The following is a 22362-nucleotide window of genomic DNA, read 5'->3' on the forward strand; positions in this document are numbered from 1 at the left end:
GGATGATTTGCCCAAAAATGAAGTCTCTTTTGTGGTGCAAAAATCTTATATGAAAGTAAACCAATCTGCTTTAAAGAAATAAAAAATACCACTCAGATATATGAGTGGTAATAAATGTTTTTGTTATTTTCCCAAACAAAATATTATCTCGAAGCCTCCTCTGCCTTTCTGCTGTACTTCGAGTGAAAAAGACCTGCAGACACTGCTAATACTAATAAAGCAATCGCAACTCCTGCAGCCCCTATCCATGTAATTGAAGCAAGCGTGATTTGCCCGACAACGATACCTCCAATTCCCGCCCCTGCAGCCATGGACAGCTGCATAACCGAGCTATTAAGGCTGAGCATAATGCTTGAAGCTTCCGGAGCAAGTGTTATTAGGTTATATTGCTGTGCTGGACCGGATGACCAGGCTGAAAAAGACCATAAAATAAGGACAAGAAATACAAGAACCGCAGAATGAGCAGATATAGAAAGCAAGATTAAACTCAAGATATGAAGCAGCATTCCTCCAATAAGGGTACGCTGAATTCCCCATTTATCGGCGCTGTATCCGCCAAATTGAGAACCTATTAAACTCGCAATGCCGAAAGCAAGCAATGCACTGCTTAATCCTCCTTCACTCATTCCTGTAATGTTCAGAAGAAATGGTGAAATGTAAGTATACGCAATGGAATAACCACCGAGCCAAAAGAAAGTAACTGATAAGGCCATAGCTGTTTTTGGCTCTTTTAATAGAGCGAGTTGCTTACGCAAAGGCACTGGTTCCTCATTTTCAATATCCGGGATCGTGAAATTAAGAATGAGAATAGCTAGTAGGCCAAAGAGACCGATTAACCCAAAAACCGCTTGCCATTCGTAAGTAGATGCAATGATTCTCCCCAGCGGCACACCGATTATGAGAGATGCCGTAAATCCCATAATAACTGTTGCGATCGCACTGCCTTGTTTTCCTGCAGGAGAAATTTTTGCTGCAACGGTTAATGAGGTAACGACGACGACACCTGCTCCAAGAGCCATAATAATCCGTGAGGCGATAAAAAGTCCAAATCCAGGTAACAGGTAAGCGAGTGCATTACCAACGACAAAAAGCCCGAGTGAGTACAGCAAAAGTTTTTTCCGCTTGATATTTGATGTGAGAGCGATAAGGATCGGTGTTCCAAACCCGTAAGCAAGTGAAAAAACAGTAATAAACTGTCCTGCAGCAACGACTGAAACGTTTAAGCTCTCAGCAATCCTGTCAAGAATTCCGGCAATTATAAATTCTGATGTACCAACTAAAAAACTAATGAGAGCCAAAAGATAAATCTTCCATGTCTTAGACATATCATTCATTCCTCCACTTTTATTTTTATATTTCTAAAAACATAGAAATAGATCGCACAATTCATTGAGCTTTTTTATATTTCTAGATATATCGAAATATAAACGAAAAAATTTAGTTTAGCAAGTACGGTGCATATTTTTCCGCAATACTTCGGTTGATACTGTAATAAATATAGGTCCCTTCTTTACGGAGCTCAACTAAACCGCTATCTGACAGTTGCTTTAAATGATGTGATAGCGTTGACGAAGCTACATTTTCCAGCTTGCTTGCAATATTGGCACAATACAAATTACTTTCCTTCGTAAGCAGAAGAGCAATTTTTAAACGCGTCGGTTCACCAAGTGCTTTATAAACTTTGACTGCTTGATTTACCTCCTCTTTATCTCCTGTCATATTCCTTCATTCCTTCCTGAACCAACATTATTTCTATATTTATAGAAATAATGTTACCATAGCCTTTAAAAAAAGCAATAAATATGATTCGATACACAGCTTTGTATTGTAAAAGAAGATGTGCGCTACATCTTCTTTTCTCGGTTTTCTTCATTTTCCTCTTTTTCACCTAAAGAAGTGAACCCTTTCGTATGGTCAAAGGCACGCCCGAGTTCAGGAAGCTTCGAAGGGCCAGATTCATCCCGAAAGAAACGTTCTACAAGATATGCCTAATACGTAGAGATCTTGTTGAACAATAGGAGAAGTATTTAAGGCAGTATACTAAGTTACCTGCTAACGGTATAAACGGTTAGAATCAGCCGGACTTTCTGTAGAACAAACTTGGTCAAAAGTTTGAACTAATAATCCATTACCTTCCAACCACTCAGCGATAAATACACGCTGGATTTCGTTTATCTTATGGACTTTAAGTTGATTTTTCAACCATGCTTCATTCTTTCCAAGATCCCATAATTCGTCTTTTAATAATTCCCCGTCTCGAATAATCGTCACTGGAATATGTACAATTTTGGGGGCTAAATTAATATCTTCTTGGATAGTTTTTTGGTACGTCGATTTTTTCAGTATACTAATCGCTCAGTTGGATTCTAAATAACAATAGGGTATGGAAAACGTTTCTGACTGCCGTAAAAGACTTTGGAGTTGATTAAGATTCATTCGATTTTTTTAATTGATCTCTGTTTACAACGCCATTACGAATTAAAACTGATGGTTTTCCCTCAAAAACCCTAAATTTTTGACCGAGAATCCGCACGGTTGACAAGAAAAACGTACTCTTTTTTATGAATGATCAAACTTTATGTTAAAAACAAAGATACCTCACTATTAAATCAGAAAGGTATTCACTACTTTACTTTGGTTTTAACTCCTCAAAATTCTTGCTTGTAACAAGGGAATATCCAATTAGAAATATTAAAAAGTGAATAGGTAATGAAAAAAGGAAGGTCCAGTTTATTGATTTATAAAACCCTAACCATTCAAAAAAAGGTTCTCCTATAAACGAGCTAAGAACCGAATAGAAAATGGCTTTTAAAATAGGAGAAATATTTGGTTTTATTTGCACAAGAACAAGAAAAATCACTGGGAGCAGACTTAAATCCCAAGGTGTAAAAGATGGCAAAAACGGAACAGGTTCATACCTATAATCCCAAAAGCCCAATTCTGCTCCGAAAGAATCAAAAAACATCGAAATTAACATGATAAAAAATGCCCCGTATAATAAACGATTCGTAGACTCTTTTTTTCTACATTTCCACCATAAAACCCAGGGAATAATCGTAAATATGACACAAAACCACCATTGCCAAGATAAAAACACATATTCAAACCAAATTTCATGATCTTTTTGATTAGCAAAAACTAAAGACTTATAAATATCATCTATTTTTTTTGCAGCTTCTTCTGGAATAATCATTTTTTCATTCCTTTTACATGAAATCATCAGATCATTATCATCAAATCAAAGACTATACATTAAAACTTAACTAACACACGTTCTCTATTTCAACCTTCTTGGATGCAAAAGGGGTTTTAACGTATCAAAATTTATTGTTTATGCGAACTCAAGCATATGTTAGTTTATAAAAAAGATTGATCATTTTCTCTGTTTGTTCAAAAATAGCGCCCGATTCTTTAAAAGACAGACCAATTAGTTGAGTTTTTCAATTTTGCGTATCCATTTGTAATAATTTAAAACAATAATCAATAAGACAGGGTTAACCAATAATGAATACCATAAGTTCCACCATCCATGATGAAAGTAGCCCCATGGTTCAGGTGGCAAGGTAACAGCTTCATAAATTGTTATGGCTGTAACCCAGCAGACAATATAAAAGATGCGTTTATATAAAGACCTTTCAAAGGGGTACCAATTTTAAAACATCATATTCACAGGTGGAATTAATACCGTGAATGTAGTAATTTCAATCCACCCATCAATCTCTTTTGTAAAGTACCAATAGCCATGATATTTTGTATCAATATATGTATTACCAAGTATTTGAAAAGATGTTGTGAATGTCAAAATATGCACGATTTGATTTTTAGTCAGTCGATTATTTGTAATAAAAGCAACCAAATTAAAAAGAATAACTGCCAAAATAAGTCCCAACATTACATAGAAACTTCCTTTTTACATATCAGTATTTCCTTATGTATTAATATTAGTCCCCTTGACAATTAAAACAGGTATTAATAAGAAGTAAATTTTATGTATCCTTATTAATAAAAAAATGGTCAATCATATTTGACTGACCTTAGGAACGGGTAACAAGCCGACGTAATAACAAGCTTGAAGATCCGTGTCTTTTTTCTCTGTAAATAATAATTCTTCCTACTCTTCTCTTCAATGCTTTATAAATAAAATTACTAATAGGATAATGGGATTTTCGCTATTTGTCAAATATTTCATGGTCCACACTTGTTTGAGACTTCTGGAACTCAGATCGAAGGTATCAGCAGAAAGTGATTTGTACACTTCTATCCCGAAAATTTTCATCTTGAGGGAAAGATCGTAATTGTACGTGTTACAGGAAGAGAAGATTTGCTATTTCACCCATTTAACAATTTCATTAATATTCTGTCTTGTTTTCGGGCGCGGATCTTTCACACGGTATCCAAACGCAGCCATAACTGAAACTTCGAGCCTTCGCTCTTCTAACAGCCCTTCTGCTTGGAGGATTTGATTGATTTTATTTCGATTAAAACCTTCTATCGGACAAGAATCAATACCGATTTGTGCGGCTGCCGTTAACATATTCGCAAGGGCAATGTAAGTTTGTTTCGAAGCCCAGTCGAACATGGCCCGATCGCTTTCAAGCAAGTTAAAGTCCGTTTCTTGAAACTTTTTCACGATCTCATACATGCCGTGGTAAACTTCATCCGGCATTTTTTGTATGTCTCGCATCATGTGCTCAATGTAAGGAGAATCGTATGTCATATCTTTCTTTGTCCGGGATAGAATGATGATAAAATGACTGGCCGTCTCAAGTTTTCCATGCGCTCCCAAGGCAGCAGGAGCAAGCTTTTCTTTCAATTGCTGGTTTTCAATGACAAAAAACTGCCACGGTTCAAAACCAAACGAACTAGGCGAGAGCTGTCCCGTTTTTAAAATAAAATTGAAATCCTCTTCAGGTATTTTTTTGTTCGGATCAAACTCTTTTGTAGCATGCCTGAAATGAAAGGCATCCAGTATTTCTTGTTTTTTCGTTTCTTTGTTCACATTTACTCACTCCCGTTGTCTCATTCAACTTTCTTACGTTACCCCAGATTCGCAAGTATAAAACCATTTATTATTCATGGTCAACCAGTGAATTGAATAACACGTTCCGAAATGAATGTACATTTATGATCTTCCCCTTACAGCTAATTATTATTGGCCAGAAAAGGTCTCAATGTATTTAATGAAAGTGCTTCTCCCTTTCGATTTATAATAGCTAAATCATTATTTTCAAGGTAAAAGCTTGCGCTTCTCTCAAGTTCTGAAGAGATTTCAGCCAAGTTCGCAATATAGATAGATAAAATTGTGTTTATATTCAAGAAATCGTGTTCAATGGAAAATGGCAATGCAAATGTCTTATTGTCTGTCTTAAGTAATATATTACTGTCTTCAGAAAAATAAAAGATTTTATTTTCAAGAATAAACTTCAGATTATCTGATTGACGAACACATTTTGATACTTCTACTTTCTCAATCCTTTTTATATCAACCGATACATTGCTTAATGGATGAGTAAAATAGATTTTTGCTGAAAAAGATGATTGAGATGAATGATTGATACTAAACGTGTCTCTCGGGTACTTATAAGGATTTTTCTTGCTGCCGAGCCTTGATCTCCCATGAAAGCCTTCAATTTCTGTATCAATAAAAAAATCCCAAACCCCGAAGTCCTCATTTTCCTCAATTAATTGTGTATAGGCTATTTTAAATGAAAAATAGTTGTTTTCGCAGCTAAGCGGTTTGAATACTTTTTCTTTTTTTGTAGCCCGGTGAACAAAGACACCGGTCATGCGTAGTTTTGCGTTTTGTACGCTTTTTAAAAGAGAATACTTCAGGGTACCTTTGATAGAAAACTGATTGTCAACCACTTGGATGGTTTCCGCGAAATGATGAATTTTGTTCTTATAATTCATCATCATTAAACTTTTATCAACAGAATAGTCTTTCAAGCTTTCTAGATCAGCGTAAATGTTTCCGTTCGCTGCATAGCAATTGCCATCCAACTGCTTTTCTTCTTTTTCGAAAAGGTGAAGATTTTTATAATCGTTATTTCTTATAAAGAGAAGCCTTATTTGGACATGCGGATAAACTAATTCATCCACTTGAGGTGAAACGTATCTTAACACAAACTTACGGAGCTCGTTCATCCATTCTTGTTTTTCGGCCTCTGTTTTTTTCGAAATTGTAAATCTAGTCATTCTCGAATAATCAAAGTGTCGATTAATAAATTCAGCCATCAATCGTTTTTTTCTATGCTCTTCTTTAATACCAATATTAATCTCGTTAGCAATCATTCCAGTAATATAGTATTTTTCTTTAGCAGTCATCGATGAAGCAGAAGCGTGGTCACCCTCATGCTTGACTAGATAATAATAATCATAATCAGCTAACACAGATATTTTATTTGCATAAATCAATGCTTTCATATAAAAATATTGATCTTCAGATGCTTTGATATCTGTTAAAAATCGCAGCTTATGCTTCTTTATTAATGATCGTTTAAAAAGTTTTTGCGGTGTAAAGGTATAGACGAGCCGGGCATCTTCAGAGGCTGGATCAACATCCGGGGTGTTTTTTTTGAACATTGATTTTGGTACGCCTCTGCCATTTACACCTTTATATTTACCAATTAACACTTCTGAGGAATGTTTGATTGCATAATCATACATTCTCTGCAAACTTTCTTTTCCTAAATAATCATCTGCATCTGCAAAAAATATGTATTCTCCCCTTGCACGTTTCATCGCTTGATTTCTAGGTTTCCCGGGTCCCCCCGAATTTATAAATCGTCTATAGATTCGCAATTTTTTTATTTTCTTGCGATATTGTTTTAATACACGAATTGTATTGTCTGTTGATTTATCATCAACAACAATGACCTCAAATTCATTGGGATCCATTGTTTGGCTTACGATACTATCAAGTAACTGAGGAATGTTTTTTTCCGCATTGTAAGCCGGGGTGCAAATACTAATTTTCATGATAGCCTCCATTATCTTATTAATCAGGAATATTTTATGGTATTATATCACAGAAAAAATTGGGAGAAAGCTGTATTGGGAGATTAAGCAAAAAAAGGTTTGCCAGCTTGAAGAGGACAAACACCTTTTAGCTACCGTATTATTATAGGCTCTCTCAATATTGTTTTGTCGTTAATGGATTGCCTTCAAGTGCTAGAGAAGCGTCATTTGCCAATATGGATTTCGAAGCATTCCTCTGCCGACAGCAACAAGCTCTGCTTCTCCTTTTTGAACAATGCGATCAGCCAATTTGTAATCTTCTAACCTCCCGACGGCAATCACAGGAATTCAATTAGATTTCAAAAAATTGCTCATCACCGATTTCTACCATAAGCTTTTGAGATAGCTCTCACCTCGCATAACGAAAAAAACACCGACAAGCGGTGTCTATTTTAGCTGAACTTATATTATTTGTTTTAAACCTTTTGACAGATAATCGGCTAGTTGATCGAATGTGCCTGAAAAACCCTTCTGAATCATCTCTTGTGATTCCTCGAAGGTTTTAATTTCCTCCTCAGTCGGGGATACAGGAGTCCCAATCATTGTAAGAGTCGTTTTTCCTTCATGCTCACTGAACGTAAAAGTATTCAGGATTTCCAGCGGCCAGTTGTCGTCAAAAGGAGCAGGTACAATGTTACCTTTCTCATCAGAAAAGCAAGAGGTATAAATGAGTTTCTCTGGAGCATTGATATCATGATAAACAAATTTGACCCACATTACGCTACCGTCAGGCGATATTTGGTTGTAATGGAAGACACCGCCTTGACGGGGCTCAAACTTAGAAATATCAAAAGTCCATCCTTTTGGTCCCCACCAGTTCTGCAAATGTTCTGATTCTGTAAATGCTTTAAACACAAGCTCACGTGTAGCATTGAATGTACGTGTGATTTCGATTTTTGTAAACATACTAACTCCTCCAAAAATTAAGTATTTTTTCAGACATAAATGTGACAGATATCGTGACATATAGGAAGTGTAGAAAACGTTTTCATTCTCTCATTCTTATTTTTATTTTCAACTCCTGAAAATAACGATACAAGATTTCGACTTTTTCTTCCCACATTTCACTGTGTTTTTCCAACCAAGAGTTTTAAACATGAAGGACTCCGATAGCAAACTAATTGCAGCGATTTGCTTCCGAATAAATTTCTACTATTCTTGCCACAGTACACAGAGATGTTTGGATGCTTGTAATTTTAGAGTGTGAAGCAGATACGAAATTTCCCACACGGTGAGTGGCCGTCGCGAAGTAATTCAAAAAACTATAATCGATTGGACTCAATAGGTGGACCAAAGTGCACTTTTAGTTTTTCTTCTTTGAAAAGAGTATATCTTAATAGGAATATTCCTGTCAAGGAATATAAAAAATAAAAAGCTGTGACGAGGTGGGTATTTATGAATGGACAATGAATTACAATGCTGAAACCCAAACAAAATGGCAATACTAAAGAAGACTCAGTACATTCACTTTTAAAAAAACTCTCCGGGTAGGTTTTATTTACATTTATATCCATATGTTTTAGTGACAATTACGATTGTATCAACCCTTCAACTCCGGTATTTTTGTTCAAAACTTAATTATAAATTATGAATATTATTATAAACAAATTAATATCCCCTGATTCTAATAAACGAATCAGGGGATATGATTGATCTTTTCTCTTCTAATACTAAATTAAAAGATAAACCGCTTCACTTTCGACTAGAGTATGATACGTTTTGACACATCCATGATCAGGCTCTTGTACTTTTCCGTCATCGACACAAATTTTCCAATCGTGCATGGGGCAAAAGACAAATTTGCCGCTAACAATTCCTTCACTTAATACTCCGCCTTTATGAGGACATCGGTTTTCGATCGCGCGGATTTTTCCATTTGACAATCGGAATACGGCTACTTCTTTTGTTCCCACTCGTACGGTTTTCCCCAGCCGCTCAGGCAGATCACTCAAGGTGCAAACGTATAATTTTGTGATGCTTTCATTAACCATGCAGCGATTCTCCTTCTTAATTCAAATTAGGACATAACTACATTTTCAAACAATTCTTTCATTGTTTTTTCGTCATTAAGAATCTGTTTCCATGGATCTTTGTATACTGATAACGCTTCGTCCATCCGAACATTCAATTCACGGCGCTTTTCCTTATCGTCTAAAACAGATTGGACGTGGGCTAAGCCAACCCGCTCAATCCAAGCGGAAGTCCGCTCTAAATAATTTGCCGTTTCACGATAATACTGTAAATAAGCACCTGTTACCTCAAGAACTTCTTCTACCGTTTTGACTTTGTATAGCAAATCTCCTCCGCGCACGTGGGTCCCGCCGTTTCCTCCGACGTAAAGTTCCCAGCCGCCGTCTATTCCAATGAAGCCAATATCTTTAAATCCAGATTCTGCACAGCTTCTTGGACAAGCAGATACAGCCATTTTCACTTTATGCGGGGTTTGCAAGCCTTCGAATTTTTTTTCTAAATAAATCCCGAGTGAAATTGAGTCTTGCGTACCAAACCGGCAAAATTGTTCGCCTACACAGGTTTTTACCGTTCGCAGTGATTTTCCGTAAGCAAATCCTGAAGGCATATCTAAATCTTCCCAGACTTTTGGTAAGTCTTCTTTTTTCACCCCTAATAAATCCAGACGCTGTCCGCCTGTTACTTTTACTAATGGGATTTCGTATTTCTCCACAACATCGGCAATACGGCGCAAATCTTTTGAATTGGTTACGCCGCCGTACATTCGCGGAACGACGGAATAGGTTCCATCTTTTTGAATATTCGCATGCATTCTCTCATTAACAAAACGGGATTCTCTCTCATCCTCATAGTTCGTAGGATTGACCATCCCTAAATAGTAGTTCAGGGCAGGACGGCATTTAGAACAGCCTTCCTCTTCACTCCAACCCAGAACATTCATCACTTCCCTAACATGGGTTAGGCCTTTTTCTTTTATCTGTTCAACAACTTCTTCTCTCGACAAAGTCGTACAGCCACAAATCGCTTCTTTTTGTGAAGCAGCATCAAAATCTTCTCCCATTGTGTGCTGCAGAACATCTGCAACTAACCCTTTACAGCCGCCACATGATCGAGATGCATTTGTACAAGCCTTTATTTCATTAACTGTAGAACAGCCTTGCTGCTGAATGGCCTGGACTATAGCTCCTTTTGACACACCGTTACAGCCGCACACAATTTCTTCGTCAGTCATACTGGCAACCAAACTTTCCCCGGCTTCTTCACCAATAGGCTGTAAAATCGACACCTTCTCTGTATTCGAAATATCAGCCTGTTTTTGAATCATAGAAAATAACCGGCTGCCTTCGCTGCTGTCGCCAAAAAGGACTGCTCCGACGATTTGATTTTCCTTTAGCACAATTTTTTTATATATTCCGTCTTGTTCATCAAATATTTTTATCGCCTTTTTGTCTTGTCCTTCTAAAAAGTCACCAGCAGAAAATACTTCAACACCAGAAACCTTCAGTTGCGTTGAAACAACGGATCCGCGATAAGGTTTTGTTTCATTACCGCAGATAAAATTTGCTAAAACTTTCGCCTGTTCATATAAAGGTGCAACGAGTCCGTAAGTGTTGCCGTCATGCTCTACACATTCTCCAACTGCATATATATTAGGAAGGTCAGTTTGCATGAAATCATTGACAATCACACCGCGATTAGTGGAAATGCCGCTTTCTTTTGCCAAATGACAGTTCGGACGAATCCCTACAGCCATAACGACTAAATCGGCTTGGATGGAAGTGCCGTCTTTAAATGATAGGCCTTCTGCCCGATCACCTCCAAGAACGGCTTTCGTATCTTTTTCCATCAAGAATTTCATCCCTTGTTTTTCTAATTCACTTTGTAAAAGTCTTCCTGCCGTTGCATCCAGTTGGCGATTCATTAAAAAGGAAGAATTGTGAATGACGGTGACTTCCATGCCTAAATTTAAAAGTCCTCTTGCCGCTTCCAGCCCTAACAATCCGCCGCCAATCACTGCAGCTTTTTTATAAGTTTTGGAGGCTTCGAGCATTTCATCAGTATCCTGAATGTCTCGAAAGGCCGTCACCCCTTGTTTATCCGCTCCTTGAATCGGCAGGATAAAAGGCAGCGATCCAGTGGCAAGAATTAACTCATCATAAGCTTCTGTCCTTCCGGCATCCGTAAGTACTTCTTTTTTCTCTGAATCAACCTTGATCACTGTTTCACCGGTATACAGTTGAATACGATTTTGTTCGTACCAATCCCAGTCGTTTAATGTGATGTCAGTTATGTCCGTATCTCCTTGTAAAACTTTCGATAACAAAATTCTATTGTAATTTGGATGCTTCTCACTTCCAAATATCGTAATCTCAAACTCATCCTTTGAACCTGTTAAAACCTCTTCAATTGCGCGAATACCTGCCATGCCATTTCCAACTAGAACTAACTTTTTCTTTCTCAATTGATGCGCCTCCTTTAGAAAGTCTACTTGGTATGCAACTTAGGTTTTTGTAAAATATATCACAATAAGACATAAATGTTGATTTTTTAGGGATATTATCTAACAAGGTTTCGACGCTTTATTGAAATTTTATGTTAGCATATCTAGCAAAAAAACTGATGACCATCTCTATCGTCAATTACTTAGGCTTTGGGGCTTACTTTTACTGCGCATACTTTAAATCCAGGCATTTTACAAGTTGGGTCCAGCTGATCTGATACTAGTAGATTGACATTTTGTATATCAGACCAATGAAACGGCACAAATACGGTATCTTTTCGAATCGTATTTGACCATTTGCTTCGGACAATAATACTTCCTTTTGCCGACTCAATTTTTGTTAACATATTGTCTTGAATCCGATATTTAGCTGCTGTTTCCGGATGGATTTCCATAAACGATTCAAAATTTCTTGCAGCGAGCGCCGAGCTTTTTCTTGTTTGTACCCCAGTTTGGTAATGAGACATGATTCTTCCTGAAGTTAGATATAACGGATATCTTTCATCTGGCATTTCTTTCGGAACTTCTGAATGATTTGAGACAGCAACCATTTCCGCTTTTCCATCCGGGCGGGGAAATGCTTCTTCAAATAATCTCGTCGTCCCTGGATGGGCGGTGTCAGGACACGGCCACAAAATCCCGCCTTCCTTTCTGAGACGGTCATACGTCATCCCATAATAATCAGCAATGCCGCCGCGCGAAGCTTCCCTTAGTTCATTAAAGATCTCTTCAGCAGACGAATAGGAAAAATAGTCTCCTTTGCCAAGTACGTGCGCAATATCACAAATAATTTGCCAGTCATGCTTTGCTTCTCCTGGAGTAGGCATACTCGCTTCCCGTAAAGTGACTCTTCCTTCCAGATTGGTCATCGTCCCTTCATCCTCCAGATATGAGGAGGCAGGCAATATTAAATCGGCTAACTTTGCCGTTTCTGAAATAAATAGATCAACAGCTACAAAGAAAGATAGCTTTTCTATTGCTTCTTTAATAAAATTTGCGTTAGGAGCTGACACAACTGGATTCGAACACATTAGCAGCATCGCCTTGATTTCCCCGTTGTGGACTTTTTCCATCATCTCGTATGCGGAAACACCTTTTCTCGGGAGATCCTCTTTATTAATTCCCCACACTCTTGCGATATGCTCCCTGTGTTCTTCATTTTCAATCAAGCGGTATCCTGGAAGCTGGTCCGCTTTTTGTCCATGCTCTCTAGCTCCCTGGCCATTACCTTGACCTGTAATTGCCCCGTACCCGCAATTCGGTTTGCCGATTTTGCCGGTAGCGATGAGAATATTCAGGAAGTTGCGAACGGTAATCGAGCCGTTTGTTTGCTGCTCCACTCCCCTTGCAGTAAAAATCATGCCGCTCTCTTCTTTGCCAAACATAATTGCTGCTTTGCGAATCTGCTCAATCGGTACACCGCTCATGTCAACAATTTCATCCCAATCTAAAGACGAAATATGTGCCTTCACTTCGTCAAATCCTTTAGATCGTGCTTTAATAAATGCTTCATCTACATAGTTTTCTTCAAAAATCACCTTTAACAGCCCGTTAGCTAAAGCTGCATCCATTCCCGGTCTGACTTTTAAATGCAGGTCAGCTATTTTGGTTGTGGCCGTTTCTCTCGGATCGATGGCAATGATATAAGCGCCATTTTCTTTCGCTTTCTCAAAGTAAGGCATGATCGTAGGCTGACACTCTGCGATATTTGTGCCAGATAGGATGATACAGCGAACATTCGGTATTTCCTGCAGACTATTCGTCAAGCCTCTGTCCATTCCGAATGTTTGAGCGGCTGCAGAAGCTGCTGCTGACATGCAAAATCGGCCATTATAGTCGATGTATTTTGTTTTTAACCCGACACGGGCAAATTTCCCTAATAAATAGGCTTCTTCATTCGTAATCGATGCGCTTCCGAATATAGAAATGGCATCATGGCCGCTTTCAGCTTGAATAGCAGTGAATTTTTCTTTTATATGCTGCAGCGCTTGCTTCCATGAAATTCGGACAAATTCACCATCCACTTTTAACAAAGGATATTTGATTCTTTCCTGATGAAGCGCATGCTGATGCGCATTCATGCCTTTTATACATAGTCTGCCTTCTGATGTCGGGTTATCTTTTCCGACTGTTACATAGGACTTTCTAGAGATTCCGGTTTGTTCGATCAGCTGCATCTTGCATTGCATACTGCAATACGGACATTGAGAATCATAGATTCTTTCCCTTTGTACCTCTTGAAGCTTCGTGCGGAAGTATTTTAATAACATCTCAGTCATGGATTGTCACCCTTTAATTAGTAATTTTACGAGTAACTTCTCTCTGTCTTACGAAGTCTTGCTATATCTTCACCCTGTCTTGACAGCAATTGGTGAAGCAATTCTTTCGAAAACAGCACTTCTCTTATGTGGATAAGTCCGGCTCGATCAAGCCATTGCCATACAGACTCTAAATAATTTGCCGTTTCACGATAATACTGGATTGTTCCTCTTATCAAATCGATTGCTTCGTCTTCGGTTGAAGCAACACTAAGCAATTTGCCTTTCTTCAATTCGGTTTTGCTGCCACCCGCGTAAATTTCCCATCCCCTGTCAATGTATATAATTCCGATATCCTCAATCATTGCGCTTGCACAATCAAGGGGACAGGAGGAGACCGCGATTTTTAAACGATTTGGTGTAGTAAGGGAATTCAGGCGCCTTTCCAGTTTGATTGCAAGATTCTGAGCATGCAGCTTTTCACATTTGCAGGACGTTTCCCCGGCACTTGTCTTTACAGTCTGAATGATGTGTCCATTCGCAGAAGAAATCGCTACATCCAGTTCGCTGCAAATGCTTTGCAGATCCTCTTTTTTGATGCCGCCAAGATTGATTCGTTGTTCACTCGTGATCTCAATATTCGATATGTTGTATTTTTGGGCAACATCCGCGATTTTCCGAAGCTCTTCCGCCGATGTTAAGCCGCCGTAAAGCTGCGGCGTAATGGAATAGGTCCCGTTTTCTTGAAGAATTGCATTTGTGTATGTGCCCTTACTTAAATCTGGATGAATCATTCCCAAGTAATAATTCAGTGCTGGACGGCATAATGAGCAGCCCTCGTTATTTTCCCATCCAAGCTCATTCATAACTTCTTGAACAGTTGTAACGCCCCTCATTTGCATTTCAAATACCACTTCTTCCTCTGTTAAAGAGGTGCACGCACACATTGGATTATGCTCAATTTCTTCATTGAAATTATCGCTTTTAATATAAGATAGAAGCTCTCCCACCAATGGCCGGCATCCTCCGCACGACCCTGAAGCCTTTGTGCATGCTTTCACTTCTTCAATTGTTTCTAGACCTTCTTTTAGAACGGCCTCAATAATCATTCCCTTTGAAACTGCATTGCAGTTGCAAATAATATCTGAATTCTCCAAAGTATCGACCGCACTGCCATCAGATGATTGAAATAGCATTGATTTTTCCTCATCTGATAGATCCTTCTTTTTCACGATCAAATCCAAATATTTCATTCCATCTTTCGTATCTCCAAATAAAACGGCACCTACCAGCTTATTATCTTGAAAGATCATTTTTTTATAGACACCATCGATTTCGTCATAATAGGCTCTTTCTTTTGCTGTTTCACTTTCATCAAGCAGGCCCGCAGAAAATACATCAATCCCTGATACTTTTAAATGAGTAGAGAGAACAGATCCTGGGTATCCCTTCACAGGTAAACCGCAAACATGCTTGGCAAGTACTTTTCCCTGCTCATATAGCGGTTTTACAAGGCCGTAAACGACCCCTTTATGCTCTGTACATTCACCGACGGCATAGACATCTTTTTGGCTTGTTTCCATGTAATCATTCACCAAGATTGCACGATTTACATGAATTCCGCTTTCAGCCGCTAACTGAACATTAGGCCTGACACCTGCTGCCATAACGATTAAATCAGCTTCTATATCTGATCCGTCTTTAAATCGCAATCCTTCTACATGGTTTTCACCAATGATTTCACTAGTTTCTTTGTTTAATAAAAAATTCATTCCCTGATTTTCCAACTCATTTTGCAGCATTTTAGATGCCCGCTTGTCAAGCTGCCGCTCCATTAAATATTCGGATTTATGAATAACATTCACAGTCATGCCCAGGTTCATCAATCCTCGCGCTGCTTCAAGCCCTAATAAGCCCCCACCGATGACTGCTGCATGTTTGTATCTTTGTGAAATTTCAATCATTTTCTGGCAATCCTCAATCGTCCTGAATGCCAAAACGCCTTCTTTATCATTCCCCGGAATAGGGATTCTGTTTGGAACAGAGCCTGTTGCTATAATTAGTTTGTCATACAGGAATTGTTTTTCTTTATTCGTAACGATTCGTTTTCTCTCAGGGTCTATTTTGACAACTGTTTCACCTGTAAATAGTTGTATTCCGTGTTCTTCATACCATTCCAGATAATTTAAAGAGATATCATCGAATGACTTGCTTCCCTGGAGTACAGATGATAATAATATTCGATTATAGCCAGGGTATGGTTCACTTCCAAATACGAAAATCTCAAAATGGCTTGGATTGCATTCAACGATTTCCTGAATGCACTGCACCGCTGCCATTCCGTTTCCTACTACGATTAGTCTTTGCTTATTCAATTGAATCCCTCCATTGCCTTTGAAAAATGGAAGCTCATCCACAACTTTGATTATGACACAGAATGAAGAAAAATAGGTGAACTGTGTCATATTTCCTGACAAGGAAGAGGACATAAAGTTCCGTGATAGGTAAACTAACTAACTAACAAATACATTTGTTTTTTTAGAAGGAGAGTTGTTCATGAAATTATCAGGTTTGAGAAAAAGCGGCCACGCTCCCTCATTGCTTGCATCTTTTTTATACTTTGATGTCAGCTTTATGATTTGGGTTATGCTTGGTGCACTTGGGGTATACATTACGAATGATTTTGGACTTTCGCCATCACAAAAAGGCTTGATCGTAGCTATACCGATCCTATCTGGTTCATTCTTTCGTCTAATCGTTGGAGTGTTAACTGATCGGATAGGGCCTAAAAAAACAGCGATTGGCGGTATGCTCGTTACTATGATCCCGCTATTGTGGGGATGGTTATTCGGTAACACATTAACTGAACTTTATTGCATTGGAATTTTATTAGGAGTTGCAGGAGCAAGTTTTTCTGCCGCCCTGCCAATGGCAAGCAGATGGTATCCTCCTGAATTACAAGGATTAGCGATGGGAATTGCAGGAGCAGGAAATAGCGGAACCGTATTCGCCACACTTTTTGGACCGCGTATTGCAGAGCAAATCGGATGGAATGGTGTCATGGGACTAGCCCTTATACCACTTTTAATCGTTTTTATTACGTATGTGATAATTGCAAAAGACGCCCCTTCCCAGCCGCCTGCAAAGCCTTTGACTGCGTATCTTGATGTATTAAAATTTAAAGATACTTGGTATTTTTGCTTGCTTTATGGAGTCACATTCGGAGGTTTTGTTGGTTTAACTAGTTTTTTAAGTATCTTTTTTGTCGACCAATACAATTTATCTAAAGTTTCTGCTGGTGATTTCGTAACACTTTGTGTCATAGCAGGCAGCTTATTCCGGCCGGTCGGCGGATTAATTGCTGATAAAATCGGCGGTGTGCGTCTCCTTTTCGTATTGTTTATTGGTGTCGCAATATGCATGTTTGGCGTAAGCCTGCTTCCTCCTTTACCTGCGGTAATAACTTTGCTTTTTGCAGGTATGCTGTTTCTCGGAATGGGGAACGGAGCTGTTTTTCAGCTTGTCCCTCAAAGGTTTCAAGAAGAAATCGGCGTAATAACTGGTATTGTAGGGGCAGCCGGAGGAGTCGGAGGATTTTTCATCCCTAATATCCTTGGGACGCTAAAGCAAATTTCCGGAACGTATGCATCAGGATTTATGGTCTACTCATTGATCGGTATTGGTGCATTACTCGTATTATTCATTGCGCAAGTGTCATGGAGAAAAACGTTTTCTTCAAAAAATGCGTCCGTAAAAGTCTAAACTTTCAAAAAGCTAGTGTTAACTTAAACACTAGCTTTTTTCCTTTCATTTTGTTTATCTCTATCATCAAACTCACGTTTTGCATAATCCCGCAATGCTTCTCGCCAATGTCTCATCAAGATCCCTTTTTTTCTGATCTTTTCTAAACTTAATAATGTATACTTCGGCCGGCGTGTTTTGAATCCGTATTGCTCGCTTGAAATAGGGATAACTTTTGTATCCGCTCCGATTATGCGGATGATTTCTTCTGCAAATTCAAACCAGGTACAGCTGCCGGAATTGACCACGTGATAGATTCCCGGAGGATGCTGCAGCAGTTTAAGCAGCGCAAACGCTAAATCCTTTGCATAGGTTGGGCAGCCATATTGATCATTGATGGTGAAAATTTCTTTTGAACTAAGAGATAAGTCGTATGTTGATTTGACAAAATTTTCTCCGAAATGACCAAACAGCCAAGACGTCCGAATAATCGTTATTTCTTTATTTTCCTGCAATGCAAGCTCTTCCCCTAGTTTTTTACTTTTGCCGAAAATTGTTTTTGGATCTGTCGGGTCTTCCTCAAAATATGGAGGAAACTTTTCACCGCTGTACACATAGCCGGAAGAAATATGGAAAAGCTTAATGCCTCTTTTTTTTGCTTCAGCAGCAAGATTGTAAGGGCCAAGCCCGTTACTGAGTATAGCCAGCTCTTGTTCTTTTTCACAGAGATCCATATTAGTAAAAGCTGCAGCATTTATGATGCAGTCAGGCTTTTCAAGTTGAAGAACTTCTTTTAATCGGTTACTGTCAGTTATATCGAGCTGCTGCTTCCCATATCCGATGACTGAATGTTTATTATCTTTTTTAATTGTTTCTATTAACTCATTGCCCAGCTGTCCATTTGCACCAGTGATCAAAAACTTCATCGTACGTGATCCTTAAAAGTCATTTTGAACTCTCCCCTATTTTTCTGCTATCACATGATTATTATTTTTAAAGACGAGATATGACAAAGTAAGGAGATTAATCACCAGTAACCCATCCTGTAACAGTAAAAAACCGATTTCTGCAAAATCGGTTCTTCCGTATAATTGGCACCCACGCTACATTAGATAGTCTAAGTGGAGATCAACCAATTAAAAGCTCAGTCGTTTTATATGGACTTGTTATATTTTTCAGCTGTTTTATATGCGTCATACATACCATATATCCAAAAAATAGGTGTCGTGATAAAACCAATAAGCAAAAACATGAGCCCGATGTTAATACAATGGATAATGATAAATAAAATACCTTTGGCAATTTGACCATTATATATTTGGCCCAAACCTGTGTAAAAAAAGCTTAATACCGCTGCAATTCCCGGACTTTTCGAATAATTCATTGAAATCCTCCTTACTCATTACAATTTTCCCTTTCCTCGGGAAAATAAAACATATCTTTAGTTTACATAATATTATTATGGTTCATCGAATAAAGCTTCAAATTCGTATAAATGGTTTCAAGTACTGGGACTTTAAAGCCATGCTCAGCTCCTTTTTTGATCAAGTATCCGTGAAGATGATCATCTTCAATCACGCTTCCCTTTTCCATATCTCGAAGCATGGACGATTTCATTTCCTCGTGCATGTTTTGCATCTGGCTAAACGTATCGGACTCAATGCTTTCAGACAGCGGTGCTTGAATGGCTCTCATTACGGACACGATTTCACGTATAACCTGGATCGTCGTGTTCCTGCCGGTTTCAAGCTTTAAAATCGGTCCGATCGGCTGTTTAAATAGTGTTGTAATACCGGACAGTGCTGCAATAAACAAATATTTATGCCAAACTTCCTTCATTATTTGATTACTTGATACAATTTCGGCATTTATACCGTCAAACTCTTTCTCAAGTGATTCTATTCGATTTGTACGCTTACCATTCCATTCCCCAAAAACAAATCTATGGGCCTGGCTGGTATGTAGAATATGGCCTTCGTGATTTAAGGTGGATTCGATGAAACAAAGACCACCGAGTACTTGTTCTTGTGAAAAGGTTTTAAATAGTTTTTCATAATGGGCAAATCCGTTTAAAAAAGGCACAATCAACGTTTCAGAATATGTAAATGGCTTAATATCATGAATAACTTGGTCCAAAGAATAAGCCTTGGAAGTGATGAAAATTACATCAAAGGGGGACTGCTCTTCACGAACGACCATTTTGGGGACAATTGACACATCCCCTTTTACACTTGATACCTTCAATTGTGTTTCGCTCAAGCGTTTCTTTCTCTTCTCTCTCACAAGAAAAGTAACGTCAGTTCCGGCTTCCGCTAACCGCGCTCCCAGATATCCGCCAGTTGCACCTGCTCCTACGACTAAGATTCTCATTCACTTTTACCTCCTTTCAAAATGAATGTAATAATTAGTAACACCATCAAGATTTAGACGGAGGTCTGCTCAAATTATTTAGGATGAATAACGAGCAGAAAACTCTTTACTTGCCCTCCTGCCTGCAATAAAATAAAGAATTCCACCAAGCATCCAAAAGGGCTCCCAAAAATAAAACCGCCAATTTGGCTTTGTTGTCCCATTTCGAGTAAACCCCATTTTGCCATACCTACGGTCGTGAAATTGGCAGCACCATATAAAAACAGAAAGATACCTGCGACAATCGAAATCCAGTACAATGATTTCTTAATAAAATCGGGTAATCGATTCATTAGCATAAGCAAAAGGAAAACTCCTCCTATCACCTTGATGAAGCCCGTGATCCAAACCAGCAGAATAAATTGCGGGTTTCTTTCAAGAGCAAGCTGATAGATTTTTCCTCCAAGCGACTCTACACCGATCATTCCCCCAAGTGCCCAGTAAAAGCTCATTATTGCAAAAACGAATGACCAGATAGCTCCGGCAATAATTGGCCAATTTTTATTTTTCGTCATGCCAGCATCCTTTACTTCTGTTTTAGTAGTTTTCATAATAACAGAGCTAATTTGACAAAGCTATGAAAATGAGTTTGTTTACATAATACTATTATAGTTAAATTGGTGTGTTTAACTCTGTGAATTTTTTGGAATATTTCCTCCTTTAAGAAAAATTTATCCTACAGTAATGAAGGAAAGGAGAAAGAAGATCTAAAGTGTTTTCTGAAATCTTATGATTAAAACCCTCTATTATTCAAGAAAAAATCCTTCCTGGTCAGGAAGGATTAAGGAACTTTAACAACAGGAGAATCATTCATGCCGGTGATTAGTGAGTATCGGGAACAGTACTTTTGGATGAAACAAATGGAGGGGGCTTCGGATAAGATTCATCACTCTGACTAACCGAATATATATTTCCGGCTCAAAAGCTGAAAGTTCATATACCCTTTTGGAGTACCATTGTTTGTATGGCTGAACAAAAGTTCGTGTTCCTTTAACTTCGGGATGACGAAGAGCCTCTGTTGTCGCCATTTCCCAAGGAACGTCGATAATCTTAGAAATCTTCTTATGTAATCTTTGACTAAATCCCTTGTCAGCAGTTGATCGGGGAAAAAATGTCAAAGCATATACATACCGCCATCTACGGGTATATATGAACCAGTGATAAATGCTGATCGCTCAGTAACATATAACGCAATGGCCTTAGCAACATCTTCAGGCTGAGCTATCCGTTTCAACGGTGTCAATGCAGTAAACTCTGACTTAAGTAGTTTTACTTGCTCTCTTGAAGCATCGGTTTCTACTAATCCTGGTGAAATCACATTAGCAGTAATTCCGAATTCTCCAAATTCCTTGGCGATCTGTTTGGCAAATTGGACAAGCGCTGCTTTTGCTGTTCCATGAGCAATAAAGTTTTTTTCTGGAATTTTCGCAGCTGCACTTCCTATATAGACGATCCGTCCATAACTGTTTTCCTTCATAATCGGTAAAATTGCCTGCGAAAGATGATAAGCAGCTTTGATTTCATCATTTAGTTTCTGTGAAAATTCCGCCCATGAAATAGTAAGAAAAGGCTTTATAACAAAAGGGATGTTGGCATTACTAACTAAAATATCAATCCGTCCCCAATGATCAAGGATCTCATTGGTCATAAGGGTTACTTGTTCAGCACTACAAACATCTCCCTGAATTTTGATAGCATCTCCTCCATGCGATCGAATTTAATTTACCACTTGGTCTGCACTTTTATGGTCAGATAAGTAGTTAATTGCAACTTTTATACCCATTCCTGCTAACTCTTTCGCTGTAGCCGCTCCAATTCCGCGTCCCGCGCCTGTAATAAATGCTACTTTTTCTTTAGACATAAAGCATTTCTCCTTTATACATTTCATTTTTTAAGCTGATAAAATAACTTGCTTAAAGGTTAGTGCAGTAGCCAGCGAGATCACTGATTAAATAAAAGATCTATAATTTAACAGGTTATTAGTTTTCTATGTTTTCCTCCAACGTGTAGTACCCACCTTCTTTTCCTTCAATCAGATGTTGAATTTTGTTTAGGTGTTCTGCAAATCCAGCTTTTTCTAACCAACTTTTATGAAACTCAATACTCTCCCAGGTAGTCACCATAATTGCCTTGTTATTATCGACTGAACGATGCCAACGACTACTAATCCAACCAGGTACACCCTTGCTTTTAAAGTTTAATAATTCTTCAGATTGGATAGCGACCAATTCATCTAGTTTACCTGGTTTGGCAGTAAATACATTAATCCACACTATTGGTTTAGTATTCATTTAAAAAAACCTCCTTAATTAAAAATATCTTTCCTGCTTGTAAATTTGTTAATATTAGGAAAAAGGCAAGAAATTTCAAGTGATTTTGGCACAATCTTACGTTTTGTTTCATAAAAGTACCGAAATTTGTTTTAAAGTGATCTTTTTTTTGACAAAAGTACATCTCTATAAAAAG

17 protein-coding genes and 2 pseudogenes are annotated in these 22362 nt (G+C 38.3%); 1 reads left to right on the forward strand and 18 read right to left on the reverse strand.

Annotated features, from left to right (window positions below; all coding sequences use genetic code 11):
* Nucleotides 1-143: 143 nt before the first annotated feature.
* The 12 genes and pseudogenes from JOC74_RS03715 to nirB (JOC74_RS03770) all read right to left on the reverse strand — a co-directional run bounded on the left by JOC74_RS03715 (nucleotide 144) and on the right by nirB (JOC74_RS03770) (nucleotide 16121).
* Entirely contained in the window at nucleotides 144-1325 is a 1182-nt protein-coding gene (locus JOC74_RS03715) for an MFS transporter (protein WP_053603019.1), read from the reverse strand.
* Nucleotides 1326-1437: 112 nt separating this feature from the next.
* Nucleotides 1438-1719 (reverse strand): ArsR/SmtB family transcription factor, encoded by a 282-nt coding sequence (locus JOC74_RS03720; protein ID WP_053603020.1) that lies wholly within the window; start codon nucleotides 1717-1719, stop codon nucleotides 1438-1440.
* Nucleotides 1720-2052: 333 nt separating this feature from the next.
* Nucleotides 2053-2352, reverse strand: a complete 300-nt coding sequence (locus JOC74_RS03725) for a YetF domain-containing protein (RefSeq protein WP_312883783.1) — start codon at nucleotides 2350-2352, stop codon at nucleotides 2053-2055.
* Between the two features lie 277 nt (nucleotides 2353-2629).
* Nucleotides 2630-3193, reverse strand: coding sequence for a CBO0543 family protein (locus tag JOC74_RS03730; RefSeq protein WP_053603022.1), 564 nt, complete (start codon nucleotides 3191-3193; stop codon nucleotides 2630-2632).
* 1131 nt (nucleotides 3194-4324) lie between these two features.
* Entirely contained in the window at nucleotides 4325-4999 is a 675-nt protein-coding gene (locus JOC74_RS03735) for an NAD(P)H-dependent oxidoreductase (RefSeq protein WP_053603023.1), read from the reverse strand.
* Nucleotides 5000-5142: 143 nt separating this feature from the next.
* A complete protein-coding gene (locus tag JOC74_RS03740) occupies nucleotides 5143-6978 on the reverse strand; it encodes a glycosyltransferase family 2 protein (protein WP_053603024.1) in 1836 nt (611 codons plus the stop codon).
* 192 nt (nucleotides 6979-7170) lie between these two features.
* Nucleotides 7171-7305: pseudogene (locus tag JOC74_RS03745) on the reverse strand (oxidoreductase); the annotation flags it as partial.
* Nucleotides 7306-7419: 114 nt separating this feature from the next.
* A complete protein-coding gene (locus JOC74_RS03750; RefSeq protein WP_053603025.1) occupies nucleotides 7420-7923 on the reverse strand; it encodes an SRPBCC family protein in 504 nt (167 codons plus the stop codon).
* A gap of 764 nt (nucleotides 7924-8687) precedes the next feature.
* On the reverse strand, nucleotides 8688-9008 hold the full coding sequence (nirD, locus tag JOC74_RS03755) for a nitrite reductase small subunit NirD (protein WP_053603026.1): 321 nt from the start codon (nucleotides 9006-9008) through the stop codon (nucleotides 8688-8690).
* A gap of 26 nt (nucleotides 9009-9034) precedes the next feature.
* Nucleotides 9035-11449, reverse strand: coding sequence for a nitrite reductase large subunit NirB (nirB, locus tag JOC74_RS03760; RefSeq protein WP_053603027.1), 2415 nt, complete (start codon nucleotides 11447-11449; stop codon nucleotides 9035-9037).
* A 182-nt stretch (nucleotides 11450-11631) separates the two neighbouring features.
* Nucleotides 11632-13767 carry an assimilatory nitrate reductase catalytic subunit NasC gene (gene nasC / locus JOC74_RS03765; RefSeq protein ID WP_211086054.1) on the reverse strand — a complete coding sequence of 712 codons (2136 nt, stop codon included), beginning with the start codon at nucleotides 13765-13767 and terminating at the stop codon, nucleotides 11632-11634.
* Nucleotides 13768-13793: 26 nt separating this feature from the next.
* Entirely contained in the window at nucleotides 13794-16121 is a 2328-nt protein-coding gene (gene nirB, locus JOC74_RS03770; RefSeq protein WP_053603029.1) for a nitrite reductase large subunit NirB, read from the reverse strand.
* A 181-nt stretch (nucleotides 16122-16302) separates the two neighbouring features.
* On the opposite strand from nirB (JOC74_RS03770), the gene JOC74_RS03775 reads away from it, so the two are divergent.
* On the forward strand, nucleotides 16303-17508 hold the full coding sequence (locus JOC74_RS03775; protein WP_053603030.1) for a nitrate/nitrite transporter: 1206 nt from the start codon (nucleotides 16303-16305) through the stop codon (nucleotides 17506-17508).
* A 23-nt stretch (nucleotides 17509-17531) separates the two neighbouring features.
* Here the strand turns inward: JOC74_RS03775 and rfbD are convergent, their stop codons facing one another.
* The 6 genes and pseudogenes from rfbD to JOC74_RS03810 form a co-directional block, all read right to left on the reverse strand.
* Nucleotides 17532-18413 (reverse strand): dTDP-4-dehydrorhamnose reductase, encoded by an 882-nt coding sequence (rfbD, locus tag JOC74_RS03780; RefSeq protein ID WP_211086055.1) that lies wholly within the window; start codon nucleotides 18411-18413, stop codon nucleotides 17532-17534.
* Between the two features lie 227 nt (nucleotides 18414-18640).
* On the reverse strand, nucleotides 18641-18871 hold the full coding sequence (locus JOC74_RS03785) for a hypothetical protein (RefSeq protein ID WP_053603032.1): 231 nt from the start codon (nucleotides 18869-18871) through the stop codon (nucleotides 18641-18643).
* A gap of 62 nt (nucleotides 18872-18933) precedes the next feature.
* On the reverse strand, nucleotides 18934-19857 hold the full coding sequence (locus JOC74_RS03790) for a ketopantoate reductase family protein (protein WP_053603033.1): 924 nt from the start codon (nucleotides 19855-19857) through the stop codon (nucleotides 18934-18936).
* 74 nt (nucleotides 19858-19931) lie between these two features.
* A complete protein-coding gene (locus JOC74_RS03795; RefSeq protein WP_053603034.1) occupies nucleotides 19932-20411 on the reverse strand; it encodes a DUF3995 domain-containing protein in 480 nt (159 codons plus the stop codon).
* A 599-nt stretch (nucleotides 20412-21010) separates the two neighbouring features.
* Nucleotides 21011-21784, reverse strand: a pseudogene (locus JOC74_RS03800) (SDR family oxidoreductase).
* A 91-nt stretch (nucleotides 21785-21875) separates the two neighbouring features.
* Entirely contained in the window at nucleotides 21876-22187 is a 312-nt protein-coding gene (locus tag JOC74_RS03810; protein ID WP_053603035.1) for an antibiotic biosynthesis monooxygenase family protein, read from the reverse strand.
* Nucleotides 22188-22362: the final 175 nt, after the last annotated feature.

This window comes from Bacillus capparidis (assembly GCF_017832095.1).
GTDB lineage: Bacteria > Bacillota > Bacilli > Bacillales > Bacillaceae > Bacillus > Bacillus gobiensis.

Bases quoted from the DNA above. Each gene is read 5' to 3' on its own strand.
- JOC74_RS03715 (WP_053603019.1), bottom strand. From the start codon at position 1,325: ATGTCTAAGACATGGAAGATTTATCTTTTGGCTCTCATTAGTTTTTTA.
- JOC74_RS03720 (WP_053603020.1), bottom strand. From the start codon at position 1,719: ATGACAGGAGATAAAGAGGAGGTAAATCAAGCAGTCAAAGTTTATAAA.
- JOC74_RS03730 (WP_053603022.1), bottom strand. From the start codon at position 3,193: ATGATTATTCCAGAAGAAGCTGCAAAAAAAATAGATGATATTTATAAG.
- JOC74_RS03740 (WP_053603024.1), bottom strand. From the start codon at position 6,978: ATGAAAATTAGTATTTGCACCCCGGCTTACAATGCGGAAAAAAACATT.
- JOC74_RS03750 (WP_053603025.1), bottom strand. From the start codon at position 7,923: ATGTTTACAAAAATCGAAATCACACGTACATTCAATGCTACACGTGAG.
- nirD (WP_053603026.1), bottom strand. From the start codon at position 9,008: ATGGTTAATGAAAGCATCACAAAATTATACGTTTGCACCTTGAGTGAT.
- nasC (WP_211086054.1), bottom strand. From the start codon at position 13,767: ATGACTGAGATGTTATTAAAATACTTCCGCACGAAGCTTCAAGAGGTA.
- JOC74_RS03775 (WP_053603030.1), top strand. From the start codon at position 16,303: ATGAAATTATCAGGTTTGAGAAAAAGCGGCCACGCTCCCTCATTGCTT.
- rfbD (WP_211086055.1), bottom strand. From the start codon at position 18,413: ATGAAGTTTTTGATCACTGGTGCAAATGGACAGCTGGGCAATGAGTTA.
- JOC74_RS03785 (WP_053603032.1), bottom strand. From the start codon at position 18,871: ATGAATTATTCGAAAAGTCCGGGAATTGCAGCGGTATTAAGCTTTTTT.
- JOC74_RS03790 (WP_053603033.1), bottom strand. From the start codon at position 19,857: ATGAGAATCTTAGTCGTAGGAGCAGGTGCAACTGGCGGATATCTGGGA.
- JOC74_RS03795 (WP_053603034.1), bottom strand. From the start codon at position 20,411: ATGACGAAAAATAAAAATTGGCCAATTATTGCCGGAGCTATCTGGTCA.
- JOC74_RS03810 (WP_053603035.1), bottom strand. From the start codon at position 22,187: ATGAATACTAAACCAATAGTGTGGATTAATGTATTTACTGCCAAACCA.